At 44.3% G+C, this 17,013-nt stretch carries 16 protein-coding genes; 9 read left to right on the forward strand and 7 right to left on the reverse strand.

Annotation, left to right across the window (positions count from 1 at the left end):
- Positions 1 to 16: 16 nt before the first annotated feature.
- On the reverse strand, positions 17 to 919 hold the full coding sequence (locus tag SLU01_RS11160; protein ID WP_147058297.1) for a cation diffusion facilitator family transporter: 903 nt from the start codon (positions 917 to 919) through the stop codon (positions 17 to 19).
- A gap of 293 nt (positions 920 to 1,212) precedes the next feature.
- Between SLU01_RS11160 and argH the strand changes: the two genes are divergently transcribed.
- Together argH and SLU01_RS18000 are read left to right on the forward strand one after the other, a co-directional pair.
- A complete protein-coding gene (argH, locus tag SLU01_RS11165; RefSeq protein WP_147058299.1) occupies positions 1,213 to 2,541 on the forward strand; it encodes an argininosuccinate lyase in 1,329 nt (442 codons plus the stop codon).
- A gap of 58 nt (positions 2,542 to 2,599) precedes the next feature.
- On the forward strand, positions 2,600 to 3,007 hold the full coding sequence (locus tag SLU01_RS18000) for a hypothetical protein (protein ID WP_170232678.1): 408 nt from the start codon (positions 2,600 to 2,602) through the stop codon (positions 3,005 to 3,007).
- Positions 3,008 to 3,022: 15 nt separating this feature from the next.
- On the opposite strand, the gene SLU01_RS11175 is transcribed toward SLU01_RS18000, so the two are convergent.
- The 4 genes from SLU01_RS11175 to fabI form a co-directional block, all read right to left on the reverse strand.
- Positions 3,023 to 4,603 carry a YndJ family protein gene (locus tag SLU01_RS11175; RefSeq protein WP_170232679.1) on the reverse strand — a complete coding sequence of 527 codons (1,581 nt, stop codon included), beginning with the start codon at positions 4,601 to 4,603 and terminating at the stop codon, positions 3,023 to 3,025.
- Complete coding sequence (locus tag SLU01_RS11180; RefSeq protein ID WP_147058303.1) at positions 4,596 to 5,204, reverse strand: DUF4166 domain-containing protein; 609 nt, start codon at positions 5,202 to 5,204, stop codon at positions 4,596 to 4,598. Before SLU01_RS11180 ends, SLU01_RS11175 begins: the two co-directional genes overlap by 8 nt.
- 115 nt (positions 5,205 to 5,319) lie before the next feature.
- Positions 5,320 to 6,237: a DoxX-like family protein gene (locus SLU01_RS11185; protein ID WP_147058305.1), complete on the reverse strand. Its 918-nt coding sequence runs from the start codon at positions 6,235 to 6,237 to the stop codon at positions 5,320 to 5,322.
- A gap of 112 nt (positions 6,238 to 6,349) precedes the next feature.
- Positions 6,350 to 7,129, reverse strand: a complete 780-nt coding sequence (gene fabI, locus SLU01_RS11190; protein WP_147058307.1) for an enoyl-ACP reductase FabI — start codon at positions 7,127 to 7,129, stop codon at positions 6,350 to 6,352.
- Between the two features lie 191 nt (positions 7,130 to 7,320).
- Here fabI and argC point away from each other — a divergent pair, with 191 nt between their 5' ends.
- The 7 genes from argC (at position 7,321) to SLU01_RS11225 (ending at position 14,331) form a co-directional block, all read left to right on the forward strand.
- A complete protein-coding gene (gene argC / locus SLU01_RS11195; protein ID WP_147058309.1) occupies positions 7,321 to 8,355 on the forward strand; it encodes an N-acetyl-gamma-glutamyl-phosphate reductase in 1,035 nt (344 codons plus the stop codon).
- Between the two features lie 15 nt (positions 8,356 to 8,370).
- Positions 8,371 to 9,594: a bifunctional ornithine acetyltransferase/N-acetylglutamate synthase gene (argJ, locus tag SLU01_RS11200; RefSeq protein ID WP_147058311.1), complete on the forward strand. Its 1,224-nt coding sequence runs from the start codon at positions 8,371 to 8,373 to the stop codon at positions 9,592 to 9,594.
- Positions 9,557 to 10,336 carry an acetylglutamate kinase gene (gene argB, locus SLU01_RS11205; RefSeq protein WP_147058313.1) on the forward strand — a complete coding sequence of 260 codons (780 nt, stop codon included), beginning with the start codon at positions 9,557 to 9,559 and terminating at the stop codon, positions 10,334 to 10,336. The genes argJ and argB overlap by 38 nt, the downstream gene beginning before the upstream one ends.
- The gene (gene argD, locus SLU01_RS11210; RefSeq protein ID WP_147058315.1) at positions 10,333 to 11,475 is read left to right on the forward strand and encodes an acetylornithine transaminase; all 1,143 of its coding nucleotides are present in this window, start codon (positions 10,333 to 10,335) and stop codon (positions 11,473 to 11,475) included. The genes argB and argD overlap by 4 nt, the downstream gene beginning before the upstream one ends.
- Positions 11,476 to 11,602: 127 nt before the next feature.
- Entirely contained in the window at positions 11,603 to 12,817 is a 1,215-nt protein-coding gene (locus SLU01_RS11215) for a CynX/NimT family MFS transporter (RefSeq protein ID WP_147058317.1), read from the forward strand.
- Positions 12,818 to 12,888: 71 nt separating this feature from the next.
- Complete coding sequence (locus tag SLU01_RS11220; RefSeq protein ID WP_170232680.1) at positions 12,889 to 13,884, forward strand: stalk domain-containing protein; 996 nt, start codon at positions 12,889 to 12,891, stop codon at positions 13,882 to 13,884.
- 150 nt (positions 13,885 to 14,034) lie between these two features.
- On the forward strand, positions 14,035 to 14,331 hold the full coding sequence (locus tag SLU01_RS11225) for a hypothetical protein (protein WP_147058321.1): 297 nt from the start codon (positions 14,035 to 14,037) through the stop codon (positions 14,329 to 14,331).
- A 319-nt stretch (positions 14,332 to 14,650) separates the two neighbouring features.
- On the opposite strand, the gene nspC is transcribed toward SLU01_RS11225, so the two are convergent.
- The gene (gene nspC, locus SLU01_RS11230; RefSeq protein ID WP_147058323.1) at positions 14,651 to 15,793 is read right to left on the reverse strand and encodes a carboxynorspermidine decarboxylase; all 1,143 of its coding nucleotides are present in this window, start codon (positions 15,791 to 15,793) and stop codon (positions 14,651 to 14,653) included.
- Between the two features lie 17 nt (positions 15,794 to 15,810).
- Positions 15,811 to 17,010 (reverse strand): saccharopine dehydrogenase family protein, encoded by a 1,200-nt coding sequence (locus SLU01_RS11235; protein ID WP_147058325.1) that lies wholly within the window; start codon positions 17,008 to 17,010, stop codon positions 15,811 to 15,813.
- Positions 17,011 to 17,013 lie beyond the last annotated feature (3 nt).

Below are 17,013 nucleotides of genomic sequence, written 5' to 3' on the forward strand. Positions count from 1 at the left end.
TGTATCATTTGCCCAACTATTCCCCTGGATACCAAGGGTTCAAATGAATGAGCACTTCATCCACATCGGGATGCTCATTGATGATCAAATTTCGGATTTCACTCGATATATCATGACCTTCCTGGATCGTGAGTGTGCCCGGAATGCCGATGCGTAAATCGACGAGGACATAATGACCATGCTCCCGTGCGCGCAGGCGGTCGATCCGTCTTACTTCAGGAATCGTGCGAATGAGAGCTGCAAACTCTCTAAGTCGATCTTCGGAAACATTCTTTTCCATTAAAATGTCCATCGCCTCTTTCCCGATTTCATAAGCGAGCCTTAAGACGAGAATGGAGACGATCACCCCTGCGAAAGGGTCTCCGTAAGCGAGGAACGGAATATCAAAAGCATCGCCTATTAGCGCCAAGCCGATTCCGACGACCGCGGCAAGGGAAGCATATACATCCGCCAAATGATCGTAGGCGGTTGCAATCAACCCTTTGCTGTTTGCTTTCTTTCCGACGCGCATCGTGTAGATATAAAGACCTTGTTTCCAGAAAAGGGACACAAGCGCTGTAATTAGGGCGATGACACTTGCCTTTGCGGGTTCTTCAAAAAATGTTTTCACAGCCTCATATCCGATATAGATGGAAGCGGCGGCTAGAATAATGGCGACAATCCCCGATCCGATGACTTCCGCTTTCCCGTGACCGTAAGGATGGTCTTCATCGGCAGGGCGCTGTGAAAATCGCATGGAAGTCAATGCTGCGGCCGACGCAACGACATCACCTGCGTTATGAAAACCGTCTGCCAATAATACCGGACTGTTGAAAAGTATTCCAACAAGTATTTTCAAAACCGTTAAGACAATATTGCTCATCAAACTGATCCAAATTGCAAAAACAGAAGCAATGGAATGGCTATGTTTAGTTGTCATTCATCTGACCTCCAAGCTGATTTTCCCTGGGGAAACAAAAAGCCCTGACATATTGTTGTCAAGGGCTCGTTAAAGAAAATGATATCGTATTGTGTATAATTATTTGCAAACATTGTCATCACTCTTTTAATTATCATTCATTCAAGCATAGCATTTCATCGTAATTGTAGCAAGAAATTGAATGAGAAGTCGGCATGTGGACGATCATAACTGTAGAATCAATTGCATATCAGCAACTGAATCATTATAATACAATGAAGTGAATAAAAATACATAATGGAGGTTAATTAACCATGAAACTTTGGGGAGGACGTTTTACAAATCGTGCAGATCAAATCATGGAGCAGTTCAATACGTCGTTGCCGGTCGATCATAGGCTTTACCATGAAGATATTGCAGGCAGCCTAGCGCACGTCGCAATGCTTGTGCATAGTGATCTGCTGACGCCGGAAGAAGGGGATTTGCTAACGCAAGGACTTGATTCCATTCTTCATGATATAGAATCCGGGCAGCTAGTGATAGAGGGGGATTATGAAGATATCCATTCGTTTGTGGAAATGCATTTGACTGAGCGAATCGGAGAGACGGGGAAGAAATTACATACTGCGCGCAGCCGAAATGATCAAGTGGCGGTCGATATGCGACTTTATGCAAAAAATAAAGCGATTGAGGTGATCGATAGTCTTCAGTCGCTCATCGATTCCTTGCATGCAAAAGCGATGGCGAATAACGTTATCATGCCGGGTTATACGCATTTGCAACGCGCACAAGTCGTCACGTTCGGACATCATTTAGGCGCATATGAGCAAATGTTCAAGCGCGATAAAAAACGAGTCGGCAATGCGCTTGAACTCTTGGATGAAAATCCATTGGGATGCGGAGCGCTTGCCGGAACGACACATGCCATCGACAGGGATGTGACAACCGCTCTTTTACGATTTGCGAAACCGGTCGATAATTTTTTGGATGGTGTCAGTGATCGCGATTATATGCTTGAACTTATGTCCGATTTCTCAATCATCATGATGCATTTGAGCCGATTGAGCGAAGAATTGATTTTATGGAGCAGCCAGGAATTCAAATTCATTACAATGGCGGACGCGTATTCAACAGGCAGCAGCATTATGCCGCAGAAGAAGAACCCGGATGCTGCCGAATTGATCCGCGGAAAGACGGGCAGGGTGTACGGTTCTTTATTCGCATTATTGACAACGTTGAAAGGTCTTCCCCTCACGTATAACAAGGATATGCAGGAGGATAAAGAGCAATTTTTCGATGCGCTTGATACAGTGTTGGATTGTATGGAAATCATGTCCAAGATGATTGATACATTGGAAGTGAATGCGGACAATATGAAAGCAGCTATCAAAGCCGGGTTCTTGAATGCAACAGAAGTGGCCGATTACTTGGTGAGCAAAGGGACGCCATTCCGTGATGCACATGAAATTGTAGGGAAAATCATTATTTATTGCGAAGCGGAAAAGAAAGCGATCGAGGATTTAACCGTCCAGGAGTTGACGACGTTTAGTGATACGATTTCCGATGATATATATGCGTATATCGATTACGAAAACATATTGACGAAAGGAAATAAAGGGTTGATGAAGGAGATTGGGGAATAGTCTGCAACAGATCTTACTTCCGGGGATACGCGCCGAAGAAAAAGTTTGAGCGGTTTCAATGAATTTGGGTCTCGCGCTCAAGGAATCGGGTCTCGCGCTTAAGGAAACGGGTCTCGCGCTCAAGCAAGCGAGTTTTGCGCTCAAGGAATCGGGTCTCGCGCTCAAGAAAGCGAGTATCGCGCTCAAGGAAGCGAGTATCGCGCTCAAGGAAACGGGTCTCGCGCTCAAGAAAGCGAGTATCGCGCTCAAGGAATCGGGTCTCGCGCTCAAGGAAACGGGTCTTGCGCTCAAGCAAGCGAGTTTCGCGCTCAAGGAATCGGGTTTCGCGCTCAAGGAATCGGGTCTCGCGCTCAAGCAAGCGAGTTTTGCGCTCAATGAATTTGGGTATCGCGCTCAAGTAAGCGAGTTTCGCGCTCAAGAAAACGAGTATCGCGCTCAAGGAAGCGGGTCTTGCGCTTTAAACTAGCAGCGCCAGAGGAGGTTACTCTCCATCTGGCGCTGCTCGTTTAACAATAGTATAGTCAATTCTCAAAAAAGGAATCGAGAAAATCCACATTTCATGTTTCGCGTGCAATTGTCCATCCGTTTCTTCGTGGACGACGAAGTTTTCCTCAAGCGGCAGTCTGAAATACTGACCCAATCTGAATGCTAAATAAATTCCTGCATCCGAGGCAGCTGCATTTTTACGGCTCGTTAGCTGCAAGTCCCTGCCATTGGCATTTAATTCCAAGATGCCGGTCATCGTCGAAAAGGGCAGAGGCAATGCGATATTCATGAATGGAACGCCTTCAACTGACTGATGATGAGAATAAAGTGCGATGAAGGCATACTTTTCACCGACTTTCCGAATCCATGCGCGGACATCCTCTCTTCCGTCCAAGCCATCTCCTACCGTAATAATATCACCTGTCATTTCCACCTCATTACGATGCAGCGGTAAATTAATCTGCTCTGTTTTCCGGCTAATAAATGAATAGACGAATGCAAAAGGCTTGAACCAACTCCGCCATCGAATGGTTGCAAATAGCCGATAATCGTTTGTATTTTCGTAAAAATCGACAATGCCCGGGGATATATCGCCGATGTCATACATTTTCATATCATCGACAAGCCCTTTGTACTTTCCAGGAGCGCCAAGATTATCTACCCGTTGCTTTCCCCTCATCCTGCTAACTGGGAATTTCGGTTCTTGATAATTCGAAGATGGAACAGCTAACGCCCATCCGGCAATTCCGAACAACGCAAAGACGAGACAATTCAAAACGCCGTGAAAACGCAGCATAAAGTCTTTCGTAACGGCAGTGAGACCGAAGCCGTTTCCAAGCACATATAACAACGAAAAGACGATTGTGACCCCGAGAGATGAAAAAGAAATAAACACTAGCCATTTCTGAATGCGTTTTGGAAAGTTTGCGCGCCAAGCAATCGTGATCATTCCGGCTAAACCAACGATGTACAGTAAGACTGATATCAATTCAATCCATCTTGAAAATGTGATGCCGATTGCCACAACCATTGGTGATGCCAACAACAGCGCTGTGAAAACTGAGTAGGAACGTGGTTTGTGCAATCTTCCAAGCAGTCCTATGAAGATCGGTAAAAGAAGGGCAGAGTAATGAAAATGAATAGCAGTCAACCAAGTTAATAATGGCGTGAACCCCGTGTTAATATCCACAACATAAGCAAAAAACCAAGCGCCACCGAGCGCGATATACATTAGTCCAAGATCGATTGAAAACTCTTCAATATTGGTGAATCCCTTTTTTAGAAACCGGGTCAGCCCATAGATTGCAATCCATAATGTAAATGCGAAATAAATGAATGCTGGCAATGCAATCCATTCCACCGGGCTAATTTGAATAAGTGCAATTGAAGCATACGCGGGTATTGCGAAGTAGAAATAGTACTTGGAAAACCAGTCTTTCTGATGCATGACGAACTTCATCGCAATCGGTACATACGCGATTTGTGCGACAGTCAATAATAAAGACGGCCATGGATCAACGCTGAAAAGAGCAATAACAGCGAACAATACGAAATGGAGACTGATGAATTTACGCATTTTCCTTAAACTCCCCTTCATAGGAAAAGACATGGCCAATCAAAGGATTTCGGACATTCACATTTATTTTAAAGACACCGTCCTTGTCATCATAACGTTCTGTGACGGTAGCAAGTCCTTGCAGAAATTTTGGCAATGGTAACTCGACTTTTCCAAGCACCACGCGCTGATGTAATGAACCGATTGTTAATGAACCATCGTCAGATACATGGAATGTCAAATCGGAATACACCAATGGCGGCTCTCCAAGATAATCTTTTATGACCGACCGCTCCTCGTCCAAGCTCATCAGCGCATTGAAAAAGCGCTTCGATGCTCCGAAATGGAAGATGCGTTCCCAATGGATTTGACTTTCCCCATCCGGTCCGATTCGTGCTGTATTTTTAATTGTAAAAGGGATTGAGCGCCCATGTTCGGGGAAAAGTAATTTCCAATAGACGCCTAGTCGGAATAGCGGAAAAAGCCATTTGGGCCCGCCTTTGATTTCATGCATAATGCCAGACGCTTCGAAGGATCTATCAGGACCGATATTGTATCGTTGCTGCAGCATCGGATGAAGCCGGTAGTACTCGTCTCCCAGCACTTGCTTATAAATGGACATTAATCATTCACCTTTTTCTTCATCTAGCTCCGAGCGCTAGCTGCTCGGATCATAAGTCAGCTCAGCTGCACGGCAAAAACCGCCGTTTCGCAGATCTGCCTTATGCCGGTCGCAGCTATGCAAGCGCTCTTTGCTTTTGTCTTTTACAACTTTTTGCTGTAGGGACGTCATTACACGTAAAATAGCCGATCAAGGATAATGCAAACAGCGCCAGATTAAACGTGACCGGATTGAAAGGATGTACTGCAGTTGTCGGGTCCCCCAATATAGCCGCTGCCGTCAACAATGGAAATGCGACGAGCTGGATTGCAAATAATTGCTTCTTCCTCTTATAGATGAGCCAAAGAATTCCAAATAATATTTCCAAAATCCCGACACCTATCATAATGGCAGTAACTGTTGCCTCACTTGCAGAAAATGTGTTTTCCACCATAAGACGTTCTTGGGGATGCATGCCAATCAGTTTTGGGACGAGCCCTTGATACAACCAAATGAATGAAAGAAGAACCGTCATTCCATAGGTAATAAAAAAACGCATATATTGCGAACTAGGCGCTTCCCCTTTTTCAAGCCATCTTCCTAAAACGTCGAAGCTTAATGCGGTCGCCCATCCGATTAAAGGCCGGAATGCGAGTGCATCAAGCAATTTCCCGAAAGAGCCGAAGTTTACGTCATAATCATATTGAGTAAGGAACTTGATACCTTTTTCCTGCGGCTCGTACTTCCAATACCCTTTTCCTTCTTTAATCGGCGAAAACCATTGGTCTGTTCCGAAATGAAGGGAAGAAGATCGAGTGCCATCCGCTTTATTCATCGTCCCCATGCTTTTCCCCCAACCTTCAACTGTAAGTAAGGGAAGAACACTACGCTTATAAGTAAACAATTGGGGCTCATCGTCTTTTTTCGGCAAATAGGTGATGGATGAGAATCGCAAATCCCATTGCGAATGCAAATCGGGATTTTGTGATGCATTCCACACATCCTCCAACTCTGTATCGATTTCAATTTCTACATAGATTGGTTTCTTCTTCATCATTTTCATCTCCTCACTATGACGTTTTGGAAATTAACTAGATTCACTTATATCATACAATAAGGGTTGTCAGTATACGACAATGAAAAAAGGAGCCCTCAAGGCTCCTTTTTCATCCCATTATATGATAGCCACCATCGACGTAAATAATTTCGCCGGTTACACCGCTAGAAAGGTCGCTCAACATCACAATTGACATCTTCGCTACTTCCTCGTTCGTAATATTGCGTTTCAATGGAGCCTTCTCTCCGATTTGACCTAAAATCGTGTTAAATGAAGGAACACCTTTTGCAGACAATGTGCGGACCGCGCCCGCAGAAATCGCATTGACACGGATTGCTTCTTTCCCTAAATCATTTGCTAAATAACGGACGGAGGCTTCCAGCGCAGCCTTTGCAACTCCCATTACATTATAGCCATCAAGAACGCGTTCTGCCCCGAGATAGCTCATCGTAATGATAGACGCACCTTCCGTCATATAGCGACGAGCTTCCCTCGCTGTCGCAATGAGTGAATAGGAGCTTGTATCCTGCGCGAATGCATAGCCGCTTCTTGTCGTTTCGACAAAATCATTTTTCAAATCTTCCGCATGCGCAAATGCGACGGAATGGACAAGGCCATGAATTGTTCCAAGCGTTTCGCCGATCAATGTGAATGCATGTTGGATGCTTTCATCTTCATTGACATCACATTGAACAATCATTTTCGCTTCCAGGCCATTGCTTTCTAATGCTTTTTCAAGCTTTACGAGTGAACGTTCTTTACGATACGTGAAAATGACATTCGCTCCGATTTCAAAAAGAGATTTTGCCACTCCCCAAGCAAGACTGCGTTCGTTCGCAACGCCCATAACGACAACGTTCTTTCCTTTTAGTTTTAATAAATCCTCCATAGTGTCCTCCTTAGAAAATCTATCACCTAATATTAGTACCTGATAATAACAGAATTATAACATACTCTACCCAAATTCAACACTCCAATTCGACAAGTATGTATAAAAACTACGTTATAATTAATAAAAATACAGTTGACTTTATATTTATACATCAGTATACTACTTTTAAGATTAAGAGAGGTGAGGACATGAAGGTAGGAATAATTGGAGCTTCGGGGTACGGAGGGCTTGAATTGATGCGGTTATTGCATCATCACCCCGAAGTGCAGAAAATCGATTTATACACATCTTCTGAAGAGGGGACATTATTTTCAATGAAGTATCCTCATACAACAAAATTGTATGACCAACCTCTTCTGAAAATCGATCAAGCACAGTTAACCAACTATGACGTTCTGTTTGCTAGCACCCCAGCAGGAGTAACGAGTCGTTTATTGCCTCCGCTGATCGGTAAAGGGCCAAAGTTGATTGACCTTTCGGGTGATTTCCGATTAAACAATGTTGCGGACTATGAGCTTTGGTATAAGAAGACTTCTGCGCCAATCAAAGCCATTGAGCAAAGTGCATACGGCTTGACGGAATGGAATATGGAAGCAATCCGTCAAGCGGATCTAATTGCAAATCCAGGTTGTTATCCGACAGCAGTCCTTCTATCTTTATTGCCAATTATCAAGGAGCGGCTAATCGATGCATCGGGACTCATTATCGATGCAAAAAGCGGCGTGTCGGGAGCGGGGAATACTCCCGGACCGATGACGCATTTCAGTGAAACGAATGAAAATCTTACAATCTATAAAATCCATCAGCATCAGCATATCCCTGAAATTGAACAAGGAATCGAACAGTTCGGCAATTATAAAACGCCGGTGACATTTACGACACATCTCGTTCCGATGACGCGGGGGATTATGACAACAAGCTACGCGCCACTTACAAAAGGCGTTACTGAAGAAGTGCTTATCGATTGTCTGAAGGACTATTATGACGGGCGGCCGTTCATCCGTGTCATGCCTGAATCGGCCAAATTTAGTACGAAGCAAGTGTATGGCTCGAATTTTTGTGATATGCACGTGAAAGTGGATCCGCGGACGAATCGGGCGACAATCGTGTCAGTCATCGATAATTTGGTGAAAGGTGCGGCGGGGCAAGCGATTCAAAATATGAACGTAGCATCCGGGTTGGAAGAAACGACCGGGTTGAATCAAGTACCATTATTCATTTAAAGAGGAGGAGAAGGTATGCCAGTTGTCATCCAACAAGCAAAACATGTTTCGGGCACAAACATCACTTCGCCAAAAGGGTTCAAAGCAGTCGGCATTCATTGTGGATTAAAACATAAGAAATATGATTTGGCAGTTTTGCTTAGCGAAGTACCTGCTAGCGTTGCAGGTGTGTTTACAACAAATGCCATCCAAGCCGCACCCCTTATCGTAACGAAAGAAGCGGTTCAAAACGGAAAGATGCAGGCGGTAATTATCAATTCCGGCAACGCCAATGCTTGCACAGGAAAGCAGGGGATGTTGGATGCGCTGACAATGCAGGAGAAGACTGCAGAAAAATTCGGCCTTGAAACTAAATTGGTCGGTGTTGCCTCAACAGGCGTAATCGGTGAGAAATTGAAGATGGAACCTTTGTTGAAAGGGATTGAACAGCTCGATCCGGTTGACAGCTTGGAAGGCTCAATTCAATTCTCACAAGCAATCTTGACGACAGATACTGTTATGAAGAACACAGTCTACCGAATGGAAGTCGATGGCAAAGAGGTAATGATTGCAGGCACTGCAAAAGGTTCCGGCATGATCGAACCGAATATGGCAACGATGCTCGGCTTTATAACGACCGATGCAGAAATCGATTCCGTTCATTTGCAAGATGCACTGCAAAAGGTGACGGATGTGACATTCAATTCCATTACGGTTGACGGAGACACTTCAACAAATGATATGGTGTTGGTCCTTGCAAACGGGATGGCTGGGAATTCATCTCTAACCCCGTCCCATCCTGATTGGGACGTTTTCCTTCAGACGATGCATGCCGTTGCGCAAGACCTTGCGAAAATGATTGCGAGCGACGGAGAAGGAGCGACGAAACTCATCGAAGTCGAGGTGAATGGGGCGCTAACAGACCTTGAAGCTCGAAAAATCGCTAAAACCGTTGTTGGCTCGCCATTAGTAAAAACCGCGGTATTCGGATGCGACGCAAACTGGGGAAGAATTATTGCGGCAGTCGGATATAGCGGAGCATCCGTGGACCCAGCAGGGATTTCTATTAAAATCGGCCAAACAGTAGTCGTGGAAGATGGAGAGCCGGTCATCTTTTCGGAAGAGCAGCTGCTACTTTATTTAAAACAACCTGAAGTGAAAATCTTTGTAGGGTTGAATAAAGGAAGCGGACAGGGAATTGCATGGGGGTGTGATTTGACATATGATTACGTCCAAATCAATGCATCATACAGAACGTAAGCGGGTTGTTATCAAATTAGGTGGCAGTACGCTTGAACGTTTAAGTGAAGGGTTTTTCACAAGGTTCAACGAGCTGCGGAATGAAGGATATGAAGTTGTCATCGTACATGGCGGAGGTCCTTTCATTAATGAAGCGTTGAAGGAAACTGGCATTGAATCGAAAATCGATCATGGCATTCGGGTGACTTGCGAAAAATCTATCGAGATTGTGAAGCAAGTTTTGATTGGAAATGTCAATACATCACTCGTCCATCAGTTGAACCGGAACGCCGTAGAAGCAATCGGTCTTAATGGATTCGACGGCAAATTGTTGGAGTGTTCGATGCTAGATGAGAAAAGGTATGGCTTCGTCGGAAATATCCACGCGGTGAATCAAACAATGATTGAAAAGTTGCTTGTCGCGGAAATGGTGCCGGTGATTTCATGTATCGGTTCAACAAATGACGGTTTTGCACTCAATATTAATGCTGATACGGTTGCGAGTGCTATAGCGTTTGCAATCGGTGCGGAAAGTCTACTGCTCGTCACAGACACGCCGGGGATAAAGATTGAAAACCAAATTAAGCAATCGGCAACCCCTGGGCAAATCGCCAAATGGATTGAAAATGGGGATATATACGGCGGTATGATTCCTAAAGTGAACGCTGCCGTTGCTTGTTTGGATGCGGGTGTTGCGACTGTTCAAGTTGTAGATCAATATTTGACGGGCACGATGATTGCATTTGAGGAGGTGTTGAATTGAGCTTTCTATTTAATAACTATTCAAGGCGGCCTATCCATCTTATAAGCGGGAAGGGGACGATTGTCCAAGACGACAAAGGCAAGGAGTATTTAGATTTCATTAGCGGTATTGCCGTTGTCAGCTTGGGGCACGCTCATCCGGCGATTGTCGAAACGATAAAAAAACAGAGTGAAAAGCTATGGCATGTCTCAAATCTATTCGAAAGTCCCCAACAGGAAAAGCTCGCGGCAACACTCACCAAGGATACGCAGTTCTCCCACGCTTTCTTTTGCAATAGCGGAGCCGAAGCGAATGAAGCTGCCATTAAGCTTGCCAGAAAGCATACAGGAAAACACGTCATCATCACTTTCGAACAATCCTTCCATGGGCGTACGTTCGGGGCGATGGCTGCAACTGGCCAAGAGAAGATCAAGCAGGGATTCGGCCCGATGCTTGAATCGTTCCGAACTGTTCCTTTCAATGATCCAATAGCGCTGTCAGCGGCCATTGACGAAGACGTGGCAGCTATCATGCTTGAAGTGATCCAAGGAGAAGGAGGGGTCCATGAGATCACTGCTGAATTTGCGGACACAATTGCCGGTATTTGTAAATCTAAAGGGATATTGTGCATCGTAGATGAAGTGCAAACTGGGATTGGCAGAACAGGGACTCGTTATGCATATGAGCAAACTTCACTCGTGCCGGATATTATGACGCTTGCCAAAGGGTTGGGTGGGGGCTTCCCAATCGGGGCGATGCTCGGAACAGCAGAGTTGTGCAACGCATTTGGACCCGGATCACACGGAACGACATTCGGCGGAAATCCGCTCGCAATCTCGGTTGCCCAGACAGTTGTGAATCATGTTTTTGACGTAACTTTCTTGGAGGATGTTCAACGCAAGTCGGCTTATATAAGTGGAAAACTGGAGGATCTATTACCGGCGCCCTTTGAAGTGCGGGGCAAAGGACTGTTACTCGGTATCGACTGTAAAGAGGACGTTACGCCATTTATCCGCCAAACAGAGAAAGCGGGTTTACTCGTAGTTCAGGCAGGACCATCCATCATTCGGTTACTGCCGCCTTTGACGGTGACGCAAATGGAAATCGATCAGGCGATTGGTTTATTGGCTTCCGTCTTGCATGAAACGCTTATCAGTTAGTTGTAACGAATTGAAAAGAATAGATCTATAGAAAACGGATCCTGCAAACTGTGGGATCCGTTTTCTAGTATCAGAATGGATTTTGATATGATATGCTCGTATAGCATTTAAAATTGTATAGGGAGGCATTCTTTTGATAGAAGAAAATCGTTCAAAGAAATTGAGTTTCGGGAAGCAAACTTGGTTACTGATCATCGGCATTATTTTCATCGCCTCCACTCTCCGCTCCCCTTTGACTTCTGTAGGACCGATCATCGCACCCATTCGGGATGGTCTTGGGATGTCAAATGTGCTGGCAGGTTTTTTAACAACTATCCCTTTGTTGGCATTTGCGCTCATTTCACCATTTGTCCCAAAGCTATCAAGACGATTCGGAATGGAAATCACTTTATTCTGTTCGCTGTGCTTATTGACAGCCGGGATTGTTATAAGGTCAGTAGGCTCTATTACTTTTTTGGTCATCGGGACATTTCTCATCGGTGTAGCTATTGCATTTGGTAATGTTTTATTGCCAGGCTTATTGAAATTGAGCTTTCCACTACATATCGGTTTAATGACCGGGATCTACTCCATTTCGATGAATATATCGGCGACGCTCGCTTCAGGCATAAGCGTGCCAATCGTTGAGAAAACCACTTTCGGGTGGCAAGGAGCGCTTGGAGTTTGGGCAATGTTAGCTGCAGTTGCATTGCTGTTATGGTTACCGCAATTGAAAAACAAGGTTTCAACGGAATCAGCGGGCCAAACCGTTGCGAAAGGGAAGGCAAATTCACTTTTGCGTTCTCCTATCGCATGGGCGGTGACATTTTTCATGGGATTGCAGTCCATGCTGTTTTATTCCACATCAGCATGGTTGCCTGAGATGCTTATTTCAACAGGAATGACAGCTGAAAAAGCAGGTTGGATGTTTTCACTTTTGCAATTAGCCCAATTGCCGATGACGTTCATCATTCCGGTTGTCATTGGAAGATTGAAGAATCAGCGGGGTGTCGTTGTCGGAGTGGCCGCGTTATATTTAATAGGTTACGGCGGTATTCTTTTCGGCGGATCGGCGTTGATACCTCTCTGGATGATCGCAATCGGCATCGCGGGAGGTGCCGCATTTGGTATTGCGATGATGTTTTTCACATTGCGGACGGAGACGCATACCGAGGCTGCGAATCTATCAGGCATGGCACAATCATTTGGTTACTTGCTTGCAGCAATCGGTCCGGTGCTTTTCGGATTCCTGCATGATGCAACTTCGTCTTGGACGAGCCCGATGATCATCTTCCTTGCCGTTTCACTTGTATTACTTGCGAGTGGATGGATCGCAGGACAAAATAAAAAAATAGGATTCTAAAAAAATACTTGTAACTATTAGTAATGTTTTCCGTCTAACTTATTGATAATCCAATGAAGGAGAGAGAGAAAATGAAAAAAATTGGAGCAGTAGCATTAACGGCGTTGTTGGCAGGAAGTGCGTGGACACCATATGCCGTGCAGGCGAAAGAGGACGTAGTTCAAATGGAGAACGAAGAAGTGAAGGATTCCACACAATTCATGCGAGCAGCAGGAGTCATTACGAACATTGAAAACAGAGAAAATGATAAGTTTGTCACTGTGGAAGATGAGGACGGCATGATCATGAATTTCTGGATCAAAGATGAAACGCTTATTTTCCATAGCGGAACTACTGAAAAAATGGAAATGAGCAAGTTGGAAAAAGGGATGAAAGTTGAAGGCTATTATGATAAAAACAAGCCGATGATCTTGATTTATCCACCACAAACTACACCAGAATTATTCTTTGTCATGGATGATAAAGAACCGGGCAATGTGAAAGTTAGCAAATTCGACGAGAACTTCCTAAGCTTGGACAATGAGCTGAAATTGAATATCGGTGAAGATACAGTGTTGTTGAATCAGCAAGGCGAAAAGATTGAAGTGGCTGATTTGAAAAATAAGGAATTGGTTGTCTTTTACACAATTACGACTAGAAGCCTTCCGCCACAAACACCGCCAACTAAAATCATTGCATTAGATCTGATGTCGGAAGAAGTACCTGGAGAGGATATAGAAACTCCAGAAGTGCCTGAAACACCTGAAACACCGGAAGTTCCTGAATCAGGACAAGTATCGGAAGCTGTAAAGTCAATCATTGAAGCCGACCACTACATGAAAGATGGCGTGAAGATGATTCCATTGCGCTTAGTCGCAGAAGAACTAGGCTACACTGTTGTGTCTCAACCAAAAGTGAATGGCGCTATTTTAACAAAAGAAAATCGTTCATTCACAATTACGCGTGGCGAAAAGACGTACGGATTCAACAAGAGCTTACGGAAGTTTGAAGCAGCACCGGAATTACATGAATGGAACAAGACGTATGTATCCGAGGACTTCCTTGAAATGTTGCTTGGTGACCAATAAATAAATAAATAAATAAATAAATAAGCAAAGCCTGAAACGATGGGACCGTCAGTAGACGAGCGTTTCAGGCTTTTTTCTATTTGGCCGAAAAGAACAATAGACATTCATCTTCCATACACTATATAAAAGGAATACCAAGGGTGTGAATGTATGAACGATCAATCCCGCCAAGGGGCCAAAACATCTTATGGAATAAGTGATCTTTTTAGCGGGAAGGATCTTGAAATCATTGCCGCTTCTTTACTTTTAATTGGAAAGTTAAAAGTGGATTCGGTATCTCTTTTTCGAGATCAGCCACTCATTGTTGTTTCGTTAATCGGGCAATTTAAATCGACTGAAGAAAAAAAGGAAAACCGGATGGCGGATTTGGCGGACATTCTTGAAGAAAATCGCGAGATGACATTGGCTGATGTGTTAGAAGGCCTTAAGCAGAAGATGAATCAATAGGAGTGAAATTGTTATGAAGAGGCAACAAGAGTTTGATGCTAGCAAGTTTATCAATAAAGTGATTTTACTCGTGTTTATTCTATTATTAATTTTCGGCTCATCGAAGTTAGGGGATATCAGTACGGTATGATGTGAAAACTGTAACCTAATGAGAACGGCTCATTCTTTCGTACGACGGCTCGTTTATCCTGAGAACGGCTCATTCTTTCGTACAACGGCTCGTTTATAACACGCATAATATAAAAAAGAGGTTGCCGGCATTGTTTAGATGCCAGGCAACCCTTTTTTATCATCTAGCTGCGACCTACACTTTTGCTTATTATGATAAACGCTCTTTAAAGTCCTCATAACCAAATTCCTTGATTACTTTCGGTCCTTCGTTGATAGTATTTAACACAATTGCCGGCAAGCCCATGCCGTTGAATGTATTGTTTTTCACCATTGTGTAATGGGCCATGTCGGTAAAGACTAGCTTATCTCCTGCTGTTAGGGGCTGATCGAATGAGTAATCGCCGATAACATCGCCAGCGAGGCAAGTAGGTCCGCCAAGCCTGTACGTGAGGGCTTTCTCATTCGGTAATCCTGCTCCTATGATTTCAGGGCGATAGGGCATTTCCAAGACGTCTGGCATATGACAGGAAGCTGAAGTATCTACGATTGCAATCGGCATTGCGTTATGCATCGTATCCAACACAGTTGTCACAAGGAATCCCGTATGAAGAGCGATTGCTTCGCCAGGTTCTAAATAGACTTCAATGCCGTACTTATCCTTCATGAACATAATGGATTCAATTAAGGACTCAATATCATAATCGGGACGGGTTATATGATGACCGCCGCCAAAATTGATCCACTTCATGTTTTTCAAATACTTGCCGAACTTTTCATCTACAACTTTGATCGTCCGGGCAAGCGTGTCGGAGTTCTGTTCGCACATCGTGTGGAAATGCAAGCCGCTGATGCCTTCGAGTTCTTCAGGTTCAAAGTTTTCAAGCGTCACGCCGAACCGAGAAAATGGAAAGCATGGGTTGTACATATCGACTTCAATCTCCGAATACTCGGGATTGATCCGAATGCCGCATTCAATCGGTTTCGGATTGTTTTTCACTTTATCCCTGAACCGTCTCCATTGATCGAACGAGTTGAACACAAGATGATCGGAATAGGAAAGGATCTCGTCAAAATCAGCTTCGGAATAGGCGGGGGAGTACGTATGGACCTCTTTGCCCATCTCCTCAAAACCTAATCTTGCCTCAAATAATCCGCTCGAGGTTACACCACTCAAATACTGTCCAATAAGTGGATAGACAGAGAACATTGAAAAGCCTTTTTGAGCCAATAATATTTTGCAGCCTGTCCGGTCGATTACCGATTTCAGCAATTCCAAGTTTTTGATCAGCAGCCCTTCATCGACTACATAAGAAGGGGAGGGGACTGCATGTGGATCGAAATTTAACTTCATTTGTTGCGCGCCTCCTATCAATCGATCAGCTCTGGGTTGAAATCTTCCTGCCAAGGCAGACCGTATTCGTTCAATGCTTCCATGAATGGATCTGGATTGAATTCCTCGACGTTATAAACGCCTGGTTTTTTCCATTCGCCCTTCATTAATAGCATCGCGCCGATCATCGCCGGTACACCAGTCGTGTACGAAATCGCTTGGGAACCGACTTCACGGTAGCATTCTTGGTGATCGGATACGTTATAAACGTAATACGTCTTTTCTTCGCCGTCTTTTGTACCTTGGAAAATACAACCGATATTCGTTTTTCCTTTTGTGCGCGGTCCGAGGGAAGCAGGGTCAGGAAGAACCGCCTTCAGGAATTGCAATGGAACGATTTCCTGTCCTTCGAAGTTGATCGGCTCGATTGACGTCATACCAACATTTTCAAGCACTTTCAAATGCGTTAAGTATTTCTCTGAGAACGTCATCCAGAAACGGATTTTCTTGATCCCTTTAATATTTTCTGCAAGTGACTCCAATTCCTCATGATAGAGAAGATAAACATCTTTAGGACCGATTTCCGGTAAATCGTATACACGTTTTTCAGAAAGAGGCGGAGTTTCAATGAACTCGCCATTTTCCCAGTAGCGGCCGTTTGCCGTAATTTCTCGGATGTTGATCTCTGGGTTGAAGTTTGTTGCAAATGGATATCCGTGATCGCCAGCATTCGCATCCACAATATCGATCGTATGGATTTCATCGAAATAATGCTTTTGTGCATAGGCGGAGAAGACACCTGTTACACCAGGGTCGAAGCCGGAGCCAAGAATCGCAGTTAAGCCTGCTTGTTCAAACTTCTCACGATATGCCCATTGCCATTTATATTCGAACTTGGCCGTATCCAGCGGCTCGTAGTTCGCTGTATCCAAATAGTGAACGCCTGTTGCAAGACATGCATCCATGATCGTCAAATCTTGATACGGCAATGCAACGTTGATAACGATTTCAGGTTTGAAATCATTAATAAGTTCAATCAACTCATCTACATTGTCTGCATCGACTTGTGCTGTTTGGATTTTAGTGCGACCGCCGTCCAACTTTTCTTTCAACGTATCACATTTTGATTTCGTACGGCTTGCAATACAAATTTCCTCAAATACATCAGGAACTTGCACACATTTATGAACAACTACACTTGCTACTCCACCTGCACCAATGATTAACGCTTTACCCAATCA

Origin of the sequence: Sporosarcina luteola (assembly GCF_007991495.1) — a bacterium.
In the GTDB taxonomy this organism is placed as follows: domain Bacteria; phylum Bacillota; class Bacilli; order Bacillales_A; family Planococcaceae; genus Sporosarcina; species Sporosarcina luteola.